This is a genomic window from Caulobacter sp. ALps2 (assembly GCF_058681635.1).
In genome coordinates, this window is record NZ_CM178743.1 from 194,771 (window position 1) to 208,057 (window position 13,287).

Genomic DNA, 13,287 nt, shown 5'->3' on the forward strand with positions numbered 1-13,287 from the left:
CTAGACCAGAACCTGGTCGAGGGCCGCCACGACACGGTCGATATCGGCCTCGGTCAGGCCCGCGTGAGTAGGCAGGTTGAGGCCGTCGACGCCGCAGGCCTCGGCCTGGGCCAGGTCGTCGGTGGCCAGGTGGGCGTACGGCGGCATCACGTGCATCGGGTGGAACACCGGGCGGCTCTCGATGCCCAGGGCGTCCAGATCCTTGATCACCTGGTCGCGCGCGATGGTCAGGCCCTCGCCCAGGCGCACGGTGTACATCCAGAACACGTGGCGGCCGGTGTCCTCGACGTGCGGCTTGATCACCCGGTTGCCCAGCCGTGTCAGCTTCTCGTCGTACCAGGCCACGACCTGCTCGCGGGCGTCCAGGTGGACGTCGACCCGCTCCAGCTGGGCCAGACCGATGGCGGCCTGGATATTGGTCATGCGGTAGTTGTAGCCGACGATCGGGAACCAGTAGCGGCGGTTCGGGTCCATGCCCTGCCCTCGCAGCAGGCGCATCTTGGCGGCCAGCGCGTCATCGTTCGTCGTGATCATCCCGCCTTCGCCGGTGGTGATGATCTTGTTGCCGAAGAAGCTGAACGTCGCGCAGTCACCCAGCGCGCCGGACTTCTTGCCCTTATAGGTCGCGCCGACGGCCTCGGCCGCGTCCTCGACGACTTTCAGGCCGTGCTTCTTGGCGATCGCCAGGATCGGATCCATGTCGCAGATCTGGCCATACAGGTGCACCGGCATGATCGCCTTGGTGCGCGGCGTGATCAGCGCCTCCAGCTTGGCGGGATCCATGTTGAAGGTGCGCGGATCGTTGTCGACCAGCACCGGCGTCGCGCCGCAATAGGTCACGGCGTTGGCCGAAGCGATATAGGTCAGGCTGGGGACGATCACCTCGTCGCCCGGACCGATGTCCAGGGCCACCAGGGCCAGATGCAGAGCCGTCGTGCCGTTGTTGCAGGCAATGGCGTTGCGCACGCCGCAGTACTCCGCGAAGCCCTTCTCGAACTCCGAGATGAAGCGGCCGACCGACGAGATCCAGGTCGTGTCCATGCACTCCAGGACGTATTCGCGCTCCTTGCCGTCCAGGTTCGGAGCGGCGACGGAAATTCTGGGCAGCGGGGTGTTCGCCGGGCTGGTCATGGCCGGTCTCCTTTGATTTTGACCGGAACGCCGATCGCGAGGACGGCGTCCGGAAGATCGCGTACGACGACGCCGCCGGCGCCGACGACGGTGTCCGCCCCGATGGTCACACCCGGGATCACCCGGGCGCCGACACCGAGGAAGGCGCGCTCGCCGACGGTCACTCCGCCGGCCAGGGCCGAGGCGGGTCCCAGATGGCAGGCCGCGCCCAGGTCGCAGTCATGGTCGACGACCGCGCCCGTATTGACGATGGCCAGGTCGCCGATCCGGCTGTCGGCGTTGATAGCCACGCCAGCCATCACCGCCACGCCCTCACCGATCCGCGCGGAGGGCGAGATCACGGCCGAAGGGTGGATGGCGTTGACCAGGGTGAAGCCCAGCTCGCGAGCCTTGCCGCCCAGCTTCTGGCGCAGGCGGTTGGAGCCGATGGCGACGAACAGTTCCGAAAACCCCTGCTCTCTCAACGCGGGCAGCTTCAGATCGTCGCCGACCACCGGGACGCCCAGCACCTCGCGCGGCGTCGGATCGGCGTCGACGATCACCGCCGCGGTCTTGCCAGCGGCGCGCAGGCTTTCGATGACCACCTTGGCGTGGCCGCCGCCGCCGATGATGACGACGCCCCCGATATCGAGGGTGGGGCTCATCAGTTCCTGGACCGGCGGACGATGTCGGCTTCCACCATCTCGGCGATCAGCTCCTGCATCGTGATCTTGGGCTCCCAGCCCAGCTTTTCCTTGGCCTTGGCCGGATCGCCCAGCAGCAGGTCGACCTCGGCGGGGCGCAGGAACTTCGGATTGATCGTCACGTGGTCCTGGTAGTTCAGGCCGACGGTGGCGAAAGCCACCTCGCACATCTCACGGACGGTCCAGGTCTTGCCGGTGGCGACCACGTAGTCGTCCGGCACCTCCTGCTGCAGCATCAGCCACATGGCCTCGACATAGTCCTGGGCATGGCCCCAGTCGCGCTTGGCGTCGAGGTTGCCGAGATCCACGGTCTTCTGCTGGCCCAGCTTGATGGCCGCCACGGCGTCGGTGACCTTGCGGGTCACGAACTCGATGCCGCGCAGCGGGCTCTCGTGGTTGAACAGGATGCCGGCCGAGGCGTGCAGGCCAAAGCTCTCGCGGTAGTTCACCGTCATCCAGTGGGCGTACATCTTGGCCACGGCGTAGGGCGAGCGCGGATAGAACGGGGTCTTCTCGGACTGCACAGGGTGCTGCACCAGGCCGTACATCTCCGACGACGAGGCCTGGTAGAAGCGCGATTGCGGCGACTCCAGCCGCACGGCTTCCAGCATGTTGGTCGCGCCCAGGCCGGTGACCGAACCGGTCAGGTGCGGCTGGTCCCACGACGCGCCCACGAAGCTCTGGGCCGCCAGGTTGTAGACCTCGTCGGGCTGCAGGCGACGCATCAGGCGCGCGAGGCCGCCGGCGTCCAGCAGGTCGCCCAGTTCCATCTGCACGTCGTCATAGACGCCGATCCAGCGCAGGCGGTCGCCGATCACATCCGCCGACGCCGAGCGGCGCAGCATGCCGTGAACCGTGTAGCCCTTCTCGAGCAACAGCTTGGCGAGATACGCCCCGTCCTGACCGGTCACGCCGGTGATCAAAGCCGTCTTCGCCACGCTCTCATCGACTCCAGTAAAAAAGAAAGGTCCTGACTACACTATTGGAGCCGATTGGAAAGCGGGGACGAAGACATTTCGCTCGTCCGCCACCGCTTTCCAAAAAGCGTGGGAATTCAGCCGCTTGAAATCCCCGGAACTACTCCTCGCGCATGGTGGTGCGCAGGGTGTCGCGTAGCGGCGAGAACAGGTACTGCAGCACGGTGCGCTCACCGGTCGGCACGATCACCTGGGCCGGCATGCCGGCGGTGACCTTGGCGCGGAACTCCTTGGGCAGTTGCTTGATGTCGACCCGGACGACGCCGAGGAAGTAGGCCGTCTTGTTTTCGGGATCGGCGATCCGGTCGCGCGACAGCGACTCGATCTTGCCGTTCAGGATCGGAATCTCGCGCGAGTGGAAGGACGGCAGGCGCACTTCCGTGACCATGCCCGTGTGCACGTTGTCGACGTCGGTCGGCGCGAAATGGGCCTGGATGACGAACGCTTCGTCATCGGGCGCGATGTCGATCAGCGGCTCGGCCGGACGAACGACCGCGCCCTCGGTGAAGAAGCGCAGGTTCTGCACCGTGCCGCTAACGGGCGAAACGATGTTGATCCGGCGCTGGGCGTCCGAAGCCACCACTTCCTTCTCGGTCACCTCGGCCAGCTTCACGCGGGTTTCGGTGATGCTCTGGCTGACTTCCTGGAAGAACTGCTGCTTGATCTGGCGGATCTTCAGCTGGGTCTCGCCCATGCCTTGCACGGCCTTGGAGCGGTCGGCGGTCAGGCGGCCGATCGAACCCGACAGCGAGGCCTGTTCGCGCTCCAGCGCCAGCAGGCGCGGACGCGGCACCAGGCCCTTGTCATAGATCTTGCGCAGGTCGTTCAGCTCGTCCTGGATATAGCCCAGCTGGTCCTTCAGGCCCTGGGTCTGGCGCTCGATGCCGTCGATCTCGCTCTGGTACTGATCGCGTTGCGCGTTCATCAGGTCGACCTGACCCGAGATCGTCTGGCGACGCTCCAGGAACTGCGACTGCTCGTCGGCGATGGCGCGCGCCACCATTGGATCGGCGCGCTCGCTCAGCAGGTCGGCCGGGAAGCTGATCGACGGGCGTTGATCGCGCTCGGCCAGCAGACGGGCCTCCATCGCCCGCAGCGCCACATATTGGTTCTTGGTGATGCCGGCGGCGGCGTTGGCCTGGGTGGGGTCCAGTTCGAACAGCAGCTGCCCGGCCGTCACCTTCTGGCCTTCGTGCACGAGGATCTTGCGGAGCATGCCGCCTTCCAGGTGCTGGATGGTCTTGCGATTACCCTCGGCGGACACGACGCCGTTGGCGATCACCGCGCTGTCCAGCGGCGCGAACGCCGCCCAGCCGAGCAGGCCCACGAAGGTGATCGCGATGACGATGTAGCCGATGCGGGCCACACCTTGGTAGTTGTCCGTCGGACGCTGGATCTTGGGGGGCTTCATCTTGTTTTCAGCCTGATGGGCGCGCGCGAGGCGGCCTTAGAGAATGGGTGCGAACGGACGGATCAGTTGGCGCGGAGCGGCGTGGGGGCCGGGGCCTGGGGCGGCGCGGCGCCGGTCAACTTGGCCATCATGGCTTCCCGCTCGCCGAAATCGGCGATGACGCCCTGGTTGATGACCATGATGTAGTCCGCCTGGCTGAGCAGGTTCACCTTGTGGGTCGCGAAGATCACGGTGCGCTTGGCGGCCTTCAGGCGGTTCATGGCTTCCATCAGGGCCAGCTCGCCCGTCTGGTCCAGGCTGGCGTTCGGCTCGTCCAGCACCAGCAGGGCCGGCAGACGGAACACCGAGCGGGCCAGGGCCAAACGCTGACGTTGGCCGCCAGACAGCGAGGCGCCGCCCTCGCCGATCGGCGTGTCGTACCCCATGGGCAGGGCCTGGATCATCTCGTGCACGCCCGCCAGGGTCGCGGCCTCGATGACTTCCTGGGATTCGTACTCGGTGAAGCGGGCGATGTTCTGGGCCACGGTGCCCTGGAACAGCTCGATATCCTGCGGCAGATAGCCGATGTGACGCCCCAGCTTCTCGGGATCCCACTGCTTGATGTCGTAGCCGTCGAGGCGGATCACGCCCGCCGCGCAGGGCCAGACGCCGACCAGGCCGCGCAGCAGAGACGACTTGCCCGCCGCGCTGGGACCGACGATGCCGACCGCGGTGCCCGCATCGATCCGGAAGCTGGCCTGACGCATCGTCGGAACCTGCGCGCCGGGCGGCAGGATCGAGGCGGCCTCGGCCGACAACACGCCGCGCGGTTCGGGCAGCGGCATGTGATCGTCGGTGTTCTTCTGCTCACGCAGCGTGGTCTGCAGGCGGTCCCAGGCGCTGCGGGCGCCAAGGAACCCCTTCCATTGACCCACGGCGCCTTCGATCGGCGCCAGGGCGCGGCCGACCAGGATCGAGCCGGCGATCATCGAGCCCGGCGAGATCTTGCCCTGGATGGCCAGATAGGCGCCGCCGCCCAGGATCAAGGTCTGGACGACCTGGCGGAACACCTTGATGCCCGACATCACCGCGCCGCCGGCGTCGCTGGCGGCGGCCTGCCAGGCCACCTGCTCGTCGCGACGCACGCGCCAGCGCTGCTGCAGGCCGCCCCACATGCCCATGGCCTTCATGACCTCGGCGTTGCGCAGGGTCGAGCCGGCGTCGTTCTGGGCCGCGATCGAAGCCATGGTCGCCATCTGGATCGGGTTCTTGGTCGCCCGGTCGTTCATCACGGCCAAGCCGAAGATGATGACGCAGCTGATGATGGCCAGGATGCCGAAGAACGGGTGCAGGATCCACGAGACGATGATGAACACCGGTGTCCAGGGCGCGTCGCAGAAGGCGATCAGGCCGCCGGTCATGAACTCGCGGACCTGGTCCATGTCGCGGAAGGCCTGGCCGCCCGAACCCTTGCGGGTCAGGGTCGATTCCAGAACCGCCCTGAAGATCGGGTCGCGCGCCTGGCCGTCGAACTTGAGCCCGCCACGCACCAGCACCTGGGTGCGAAGCGCTTCCAGCAGGCCGTAGATCACGAACAGGAAGATGCAGATGAGGGTCAGCACCACCAGCGTCGCCACGTTGCGACTGGACAGCACGCGGTCATAGACCTGCAGCATGTACAGCGGGCTGACCAGCGCCAGGATGTTGATGAAGAAGCTGAAGACCATGGCGGTGATCACCGCCGGCTTGGCGACCGCGACCGCGCGGTCGAGGATAGTCGGCTTGGCGCCGGAACGGTTGAAGATCATGTCAGGCCTTCGAGACGCCACGCCGAATGGCGGGGTCGTATACAGTAACAACTTAGGGCGCGTCTCGACCACGAAATTGTGGCCGAAAATGAACGGCTCAACCTACCTACTCGGCTAGATCACAGCAAAGTCGCATCTGCAAGGGGGCGAGCGAAGGCTCTCCACGCGCTAGCTTTCCCAAAGAAAAACCGCCCCGTGGTTTCCCACGGGGCGGCCAGTTCTTACTAGCTGGAGAACCAGCCAGAGATCTTAGACGAGCGTCAGGTGACCAGCGGTGCCGCCGGTGCTGAGGATCGCGGTGCTCAGGTCGATCGCGCCCGTGAGCTTGATCACTTGGTCACCGGTCGCGGCGCCGCTGATGAACGTGCCATCGGCGTTGTTGTCGACGACGACGTAGGTGTTGCCACCGTACGAGAACCAAGTCGTGTGCGACGTGGTCGAACCGTCACCGGCCGCAGCGGCGTTCAGGTAGTCGGCGAACGCGGCGGTGTCAGCCAGAACGATCTTGTCACCGCTGGCGAACGAGTAGTTCGTGGCGATCGAGCCGTTCTTGATCAGACCCGAGAAGTCGATCGTGTCGCCCTTCGTGAAGTCGGTGACCGTGGCGTAGGTATTGCCGTTGGCGTTCGACGACAGGACGAACGTGTCGTCACCAGCGCCGCCGGTCAGGACGTCGAGGCCCGTACCGCTGGTGATGGAGTCAGCCTTCGAACCACCAACGATGGTGTCGATGGTGACACCGCCGGCCAGGGTGTTGGCCGCAGTGGCCGAACCCATGATCGAGACCGAACCGGTGGTCGCGGCCGAGGTGTAGGTCAGACCGCCGGTGTTGGCGCTGGCGTCAACCGTGACGATCTTGGTGTTACCCGTGTTCGTCAGGTTCAGGCCGGCCGAACCGGTCACCGTCAGCTTGGTGGCCGAGGTGGCGACCAGCGTCATGGTGTCGACGTGAGCGGTGGTGTTGGTGTCGACGGCGTTGACCGTGACGTTCTCGATGTTGGCCAGGGTGATCGAACCGGCGGCCAGAGCGCCCGTCGACGACAGGGTCACAGCGAACGAGTCGCTGGTGCCGGTGGCGTCAGCCAGGGTAACGGTGGTCCCAGCGCCCGGAGCAGCCGTGATCGTCAGACCAGCGCCAGCAGCCACGTTCGTGAACGTGTTCGCACCGGCGACGGCGTTGGCGATCGACAGGCCAGTGAAGCCGGTCGCGTCGAAGGTACCATTGGCCAGAGCGCCGAGACCCAGCACTTCGAAGCCCGAGATGTTGGCATTGGCCGAGGCGTTCAGGCCGCCGGCAATGTTCACAACCAGGGTATCGGTGCCAGTGCCGCCCGAGATCGCCTTGGTCGGAGCCGCAGCGATGGTCACCGTGTCGTTACCAGCGCCGCCCGTGAAGGTAGCGGCAGTGGCGTCCAGGGTGATCGAGCTGGCGCCGGTGGTGCCGGCGGTGCTGACCGAGGTGACCGTCGAGAGGCCAGCGACGTTAGCGACCAGACCAGCCGTACCCGTGACCGCAACGGTCTTCAGGGCGGTCAGACCAGCGGCCGACGTCAGGGTGGTGACAGCCGAACCCGAGACGTTCAGGTCCGTGACGGCCGAACCGGTGAAACCAGCCAGGGTCGAAGCCGCCGACGAAGCGACGTTCAGGACCTTGTATTGGCTAGCCGTGACCACACCGGCGGTGGCGCCGGCCAGGTTCAGGTTCAGCGTCGTGGCAGCGGTCGAGCCCGAGATCGAACCCGCGCTGGCCGTGATGGCGGTCGCGCCAACCGTGCCGCCCAGGTTCAGGGTCGACAGCGAGTTGTCGTTGATCGTCAGCGACGCGGCGTTGGTCGCCGAGACGGTGGTGATCGTGCCGGCCGTGGCGGCGGCGCTGTTGGCGTCCGTGATGGTCACGGCGCCGGTGACGACACCGATCTTACCGACCGTAGCAGCGGTAGCGGCCGCACCTTGGGTCGTCGTGGCGGCCGTGGCAGCAGCCGCGCCCGTACCAGTGACGGCCAAGTCAGTGGTCACCGTGTTCGCCGCGCCCGTGAAGGTCACGACGTTCGAGGCGACAGCGCCCGTGCTGAAGCCGGCCAGGGTGCCCGAGTAGGCGCCCGTAGCCACGCCCGCGCCCGTCGTCGCGCCAGCCGCCAGATTGGCGAAGGCGGCCAGCAGTTGGGCCTGGGTGGTCACGCCCGTCGAGGTGTAGGTGAGGCCAGCGACGGTGAAGGTTTGGCCAGCCGTCAGGCCGCCGGCACCCGTCAGGGTGGCGACTTCGGTGGCGCCGGCGACGGCTGCAGCGCCGTTGACGGCGGTCACAGCAGCGCCTTGGGTGACAGTCACGGCCGTCGTCGAGGCCGTACCCGTGACGCCGACAGCGGCTTGGGTCAGCGTGAAGTTCGACGTATCGGTCACAGCAGCGGTCGTTTGAGCCGCGGTGATGCCGGTCGATTCAGCAACCGAAACCGTGGTGCCGCCAGTGACAGCGACGTTACCCAGGGTCAGGTTGGCGCCGTCGGTATAAGCGCCAGCGTTGCTGATGGTGACAGCGCCGGTCGGAGCCGTCGTGCCGCCAACCGTGATCGTGCCGGTGGTCTGGCCCGAAGCGGTGATGGCAACGCTCGAACCGCCGTTAGCGGCGACGGCAGCGGCGGCTTGGCCGGTGACGGTGGCGCTGATGGTCGTGGCGCCAGCGGCGGTGACGCTGGTCGCGCCGGCCGTCGTGGTGGCCAGGGCGTTCACGCCATTCCAGGTCGTCGTGTTGACGGTAGCGGCGCCGACCGACGTGACGTTGACGTTTTCAACGCCCGTGATCTTCAGACCCAGGATCGTGGTGGTGTCGAGACCGCCGGCGATGTCCGTGATGTTCAGGGTGTCGGTGCCCACGCCGCCGTCGATGGCGTCGGCGACGGTGAAGGTGCTGACACCACCACCAACGATACCGTTGACCACGTCGTTAGCCGAGGTGCCGACGAAGGCGTCGACGCCCGTGGTCAGGGCCGTCGTCACCGACGGCGCGGTGTTCGGATAGGCGGTCAGGATGTTGACGCCGGCCGAGCTGTCGGTCGACAGCGTGCCGTCCGACAGGTCAGCGACCAGAGCGGCGGTCGACTTGGCGTAACCACCGATGCCCGACACCGTGGCGGCGTTCAGGATTTCACCGATCAGGGCGGCCTTGACGGCCAGTTCGATGTCGGCGGTGGCGGTCAGGCCGGTGTTCGCCTTCACGAAGTTCGTGAGGTAGGTGATGTTCTCGGCGCGGCTCAGATAGGCCACGGCGGCGGCGACGTCGACGCCGGCAGCCTTGGCGGCGTCGTTGCCGATGATCTTGTCATAGGCGGTGGCGACGGTCTGGGCGTACGACACCGAACCGTAGGCGTTGGCGAAAGCAGCGGCGCCTTCACCGGCGCCGGTGGCCAGGTTGATCGAGAAGTTGATGAAGCGGTTTTCTTGACCGAACTTCGAGTAGTAAGCGTCGTTCAGGTCGTTGGTGTTGGTGTCCGAGTTGATCAGGTAGGTCAGACCAGCGACCGACGGGGCGTGACCGGTGAAGAACTGGTAGGTTTCGACGGCGACGGCCGTCGTGTTGTTCACCAGCTTCAGCGTGTTCGCCAGAGCGGTAGCGTCCGTGACGCCACCCGTCTGGGTCTGAGTCGCGTAAGCGTCGAGCGTCAGTTGCGTGGCGGCGTCGGGCGCCTTGCCGAGGTTCGCGGCGGTGTAGCGCGCGACCAGTTCTGCAGTCGTATAAGCCATCTTGGCCTGTCTCCCAAAAAATCCCACACCCCCTTACGACCGAGTGGCGCGCATGGGAGCAGCGATGGCTATAGAGCAAACGTCATACGTCGACAATACCTGAAATCGCGGGGTACAGCATTTTTGTAACCGGTACAGCAAATTCCTATATAGCGTTCCTTGTACCCCCCTCGCGAACACGCTATATATAGAGCGTCTTCGATTGTCGGACGAGCGAGCGCGCGCCCGCGCTCCCTGCGACGAAAAAGGCGCGAGGTCATTGATTATGTACGGCAATCCACAACGTCGCAGCGCCTCGGAGGTTCAAGACCTTCGCCGCGAGGGCGGTCGCTGGCTGAAGGAGCAACGCGAGGCCGCCGGCCTGTCGCAGCGCCAGCTCGCGGCCAAGGTGGGCGCTGACTACTACACCTTCATCTCGCAGCTGGAGACAGGTCGCGGCCGCATTCCGCCCGACCGTTACCGCGACTGGGCCCAGGCCCTTGAGGTGTCGGAGAAGACTTTCGTTCGCGAACTGCTCCGCTTCTACGATCCGATCACCTACGAAATCCTGTTCAGCGCGGAGTAGTTCGTTTAGGGTGCCGCCGCCGGAGGGGGTCCGGCTGCTCTTCTTTAGGCGTGGGGAAACGTCCACCGCATGGCCGCTCAGGTCCTTTCGTTCTTTCAGCGTTCGCCGCGTTACAAGCCCGCTCCGGCCGTCGACTGGACCCAGCAGGAGCTGGCCGAGTTCTATCGTGTCGAGAGCGCGCTGATCCGCGCCGGCATCCGCGTCGGCACCGACCGCGGCCTGAGCGATGAGAACGAGCCGTGGTTCGTGTTCTATCGCGCCGATGACGGCGAGGTGGTCATCCACTTCGCGCGCATCGACGGCGAGTACCTGATCGCCGGTCCCGCGTATGAAGAGATCGCGCGCGGGTTCGACTTCTCGGCGCTGGTCCGCAACATGGTGGCGCGTCACCCGCTGATCCGTCGCTCCGACACCAACAGCAACCTGTCGATCCACCCCGCGGCCCTGCTGGTCGCCGTGGTCGGCACCGCCTTCTTCAAGACGGGCGAGGCCCGCGCGGCCGAGACGGGGACGACCAACCCCGCCCAAGCCGGCCACAACCGCCCCGCGCTGCTGTCGTCCAGCTCGAACGCCGGTCTGACGAACGGCGTCGCGCCGGTCGGCTTCCAGCAGCCGGCCTATGATTCCGTCCAGGTGCCGGCCAACCAAGCCGTGCTGATCCTGGCCGCGGCCCTGCTCGCCTCGGACTATGGCGTCGACACCGCCAGCCTGGACGCGTCCGCTCGCGCGGCGATCTCGGCCGCCGCCGCGTCGCTCGATTTCGGCGGCGTCACCATGCCTTCGCATGGCCAAAGCAGCGGTGACCTGTTCGCGGCGACGGCCCATGCCACGGTCGTCGACAATACGCCGGCCCAGACCGTGTCGAGCGTGCTGTCGCTGGTGGCGATCCTGTCGTCGATGCCGCATTCCGAGGCCGCGGCGACCGACGGCCTGATCGGTGGCGGCGGCGGTGGCGGCGGCAAAGGCGGCGACGGCGGCGGCGAGTCCGCGAACCACGACAGTGGCTTCTTCGCCCTGCCGCCGCCCTCCAGCGACGCGGCGAATTGGGCGATCGACGTGCGCCTGGGCCTGGCCCTGGACGGTCTGCCTTCGGTGGAAGCGGTCCAGCTGATCCGCGGCCTCGCGGGCGAAACCGGCGCGCAGAAGATTTCGGTGATCGAGGTCGCCAAGCTGCCTGACATCCTGGCCGAGCTGATTTCGAAGGGCGACCACTTCAACGTCACGCCGCCCACGGCGCCGACCGCCCCGGACGCGCCGACGGTCACCCCGCCGGCCGCCGAGACGCCGACCACGCCGACCGAAGGCGCCGTGACGCCGACGCCTTCCGAGCCGGCCACCCCCCCTCCGATCCAGACTCCAGCCGAGCCGACGACGCCGCCATCGGGCTTTGTCCCGCCCGATCTGGTCAAGCAGTTCATCGACTACTTCATCGCTCACACCGGCGGGATCGAAGTGATGACGCATGGCGTGGACATCGTGATGTTCGACGCGCGCATCCTGCACGACGCCGGCGCGGCCACGCACCTGACCAGCATGACGTTCCACTTCGAAGACGGCGGCTCGATCAGCCTGGTCGGCAATCATTCGTCCTTCCTGAACGACGGGAATCTGGTCTAGACGAAACGTCCGGAGCTCGACGCTTCGGACGTTGCCAGATGATGGGCGCGCCGGCTCTTTCGGAGCCGCGCCCGGGAAGGACCGACTTGAGACCCGCACGCCTGGACCTGGCGATGAGTTCCGCCATGCGCGCTCCCGTCACCGAGACTTCGCACGCCGCGTCCAATCCGGGTCCCGAACCGGTGGGTCCGCCGCCGAAGCGCCGCTTCGCGTTCGCGCGACGCCTGCTGGGTCCCGTCCTATCCCCCGTCGCCAACTATGCGCGCCGCTACCTGCAGGCCAGCGTCGAGCACGAGCTTCGCCAGGCGCAGGCGCATCTGCGCGGCCTGTCCGCCGACCTGAACGCGACCCAGGCCCGCCTGGACCAGACCCAGACCCTGCTGCACATGCTGCTGCAGCAACAACAGGCCAGCACGCTGGCGCTATCGGCCCAGCTGCAGCGCATCGAAGGCCACAGCGCCCGCGCCGAGGACTCCGGCGTCCGCATCGAGGGCCTGGGCCACCAGATCCGCGGCGACGTCACCAGCCTGCCCGGCATCTTCGGCCCGCGTTTCGACGAGCTGGAGATCAAGCAGCGGCCGCTGATCCACTACGACGCCGAGTCGACCGCGATCCGCATGCGCGACGGCTACGTCATGGCCCCTACGGCCCTGCCGACCTTCGTCACCATGCTGGCCAACGCCACCAGCAAGGGCCTGGAGCCCGGCACCAGCGACGTGCTGCGCCGCCTGGTCCAGCCCGGCATGGTCGTGGCCGACGTCGGCGCCAATATAGGTCTGCTTACGCTCGTTATGGCATGGTCCGCTGGACCAACCGGCAAGGTCATCGCCTTCGAGCCCGAGGCTGTGCCCCGCTCGAACCTCGAGAAGATGCGCCACCTCAACGGCCTGTCCTGGGTCGAGGTGCGCGACCAGGCCGTCGGCGAGAAGGCTGGCCAGCTGACCTTCCACGTCAGCGACATCATCGGCCACAGCTCGCTGTACGCCCTGCCCGAGACCGAAGGCTCGCGCGAGATCCAGGTCGAGGTGGTCCGCCTGGACGACGTCGCCCCGGCCAAGCGCATGGACGTGGTCAAGATCGATGTCGAGGGCGCCGAATTGGACGTGCTGGCCGGCATGCAGGGCCTGATCGCCAAGAACCCCGACCTGGCCATCGTCGCCGAATTCGGCCCTGAGCACCTCAAGCGCGTCGGCCAGACCCCCGCCCAGTGGTTCAAGGCCTTCGCCGACGCCGGCTTCAAGGCCTACATCATCGATGAGGCGACCAGCGCGGCCGAGCCGACCAGCGCCAAGGCCGCCGCCAAGGTGGTCTCGGCCAACATCGCCTTCGTACGCGCCGGCGGCGACGCCGAAAAGCGCCTGCTCAAGCGCTAGGACCG

At 66.8% G+C, this 13,287-nt stretch carries 9 protein-coding genes; 3 read left to right on the forward strand and 6 right to left on the reverse strand.

The window, feature by feature from the left end; genetic code table 11:
* The 6 genes from ACW173_RS00870 to ACW173_RS00895 all read right to left on the reverse strand — a co-directional run bounded on the left by ACW173_RS00870 (position 1) and on the right by ACW173_RS00895 (position 9,727).
* The gene (locus ACW173_RS00870) at positions 1 to 1,131 is read right to left on the reverse strand and encodes a DegT/DnrJ/EryC1/StrS family aminotransferase (RefSeq protein ID WP_492083013.1); all 1,131 of its coding nucleotides are present in this window, start codon (positions 1,129 to 1,131) and stop codon (positions 1 to 3) included.
* Complete coding sequence (locus ACW173_RS00875) at positions 1,128 to 1,775, reverse strand: acetyltransferase (RefSeq protein ID WP_492083014.1); 648 nt, start codon at positions 1,773 to 1,775, stop codon at positions 1,128 to 1,130. The genes ACW173_RS00870 and ACW173_RS00875 overlap by 4 nt, the downstream gene beginning before the upstream one ends.
* The gene (gene gmd, locus ACW173_RS00880; protein ID WP_492083015.1) at positions 1,775 to 2,752 is read right to left on the reverse strand and encodes a GDP-mannose 4,6-dehydratase; all 978 of its coding nucleotides are present in this window, start codon (positions 2,750 to 2,752) and stop codon (positions 1,775 to 1,777) included. Before gmd ends, ACW173_RS00875 begins: the two co-directional genes overlap by 1 nt.
* Positions 2,753 to 2,891: 139 nt before the next feature.
* The gene (locus tag ACW173_RS00885) at positions 2,892 to 4,202 is read right to left on the reverse strand and encodes an HlyD family type I secretion periplasmic adaptor subunit (protein ID WP_492083016.1); all 1,311 of its coding nucleotides are present in this window, start codon (positions 4,200 to 4,202) and stop codon (positions 2,892 to 2,894) included.
* Between the two features lie 62 nt (positions 4,203 to 4,264).
* A complete protein-coding gene (locus ACW173_RS00890; protein ID WP_492085845.1) occupies positions 4,265 to 5,986 on the reverse strand; it encodes a type I secretion system permease/ATPase in 1,722 nt (573 codons plus the stop codon).
* 252 nt (positions 5,987 to 6,238) lie between these two features.
* A complete protein-coding gene (locus tag ACW173_RS00895) occupies positions 6,239 to 9,727 on the reverse strand; it encodes a hypothetical protein (protein ID WP_492083017.1) in 3,489 nt (1,162 codons plus the stop codon).
* Positions 9,728 to 9,992: 265 nt separating this feature from the next.
* Between ACW173_RS00895 and ACW173_RS00900 the strand changes: the two genes are divergently transcribed.
* From ACW173_RS00900 to ACW173_RS00910, 3 genes are all read left to right on the forward strand, one after another.
* Positions 9,993 to 10,292: a helix-turn-helix domain-containing protein gene (locus ACW173_RS00900; protein ID WP_492083018.1), complete on the forward strand. Its 300-nt coding sequence runs from the start codon at positions 9,993 to 9,995 to the stop codon at positions 10,290 to 10,292.
* A 69-nt stretch (positions 10,293 to 10,361) separates the two neighbouring features.
* A complete protein-coding gene (locus ACW173_RS00905; protein ID WP_492083019.1) occupies positions 10,362 to 11,909 on the forward strand; it encodes a hypothetical protein in 1,548 nt (515 codons plus the stop codon).
* Positions 11,910 to 11,995: 86 nt separating this feature from the next.
* Positions 11,996 to 13,282, forward strand: a complete 1,287-nt coding sequence (locus ACW173_RS00910; RefSeq protein WP_492083020.1) for an FkbM family methyltransferase — start codon at positions 11,996 to 11,998, stop codon at positions 13,280 to 13,282.
* Positions 13,283 to 13,287 lie beyond the last annotated feature (5 nt).

Coding starts and splice junctions, on each gene's coding strand:
- ACW173_RS00895 (WP_492083017.1), bottom strand. CDS start 9,727: ATGGCTTATACGACTGCAGAACTGGTCGCGCGCTACACCGCCGCGAAC.
- ACW173_RS00905 (WP_492083019.1), top strand. CDS start 10,362: ATGGCCGCTCAGGTCCTTTCGTTCTTTCAGCGTTCGCCGCGTTACAAG.
- ACW173_RS00875 (WP_492083014.1), bottom strand. CDS start 1,775: ATGAGCCCCACCCTCGATATCGGGGGCGTCGTCATCATCGGCGGCGGC.
- ACW173_RS00885 (WP_492083016.1), bottom strand. CDS start 4,202: ATGAAGCCCCCCAAGATCCAGCGTCCGACGGACAACTACCAAGGTGTG.
- ACW173_RS00900 (WP_492083018.1), top strand. CDS start 9,993: ATGTACGGCAATCCACAACGTCGCAGCGCCTCGGAGGTTCAAGACCTT.
- ACW173_RS00870 (WP_492083013.1), bottom strand. CDS start 1,131: ATGACCAGCCCGGCGAACACCCCGCTGCCCAGAATTTCCGTCGCCGCT.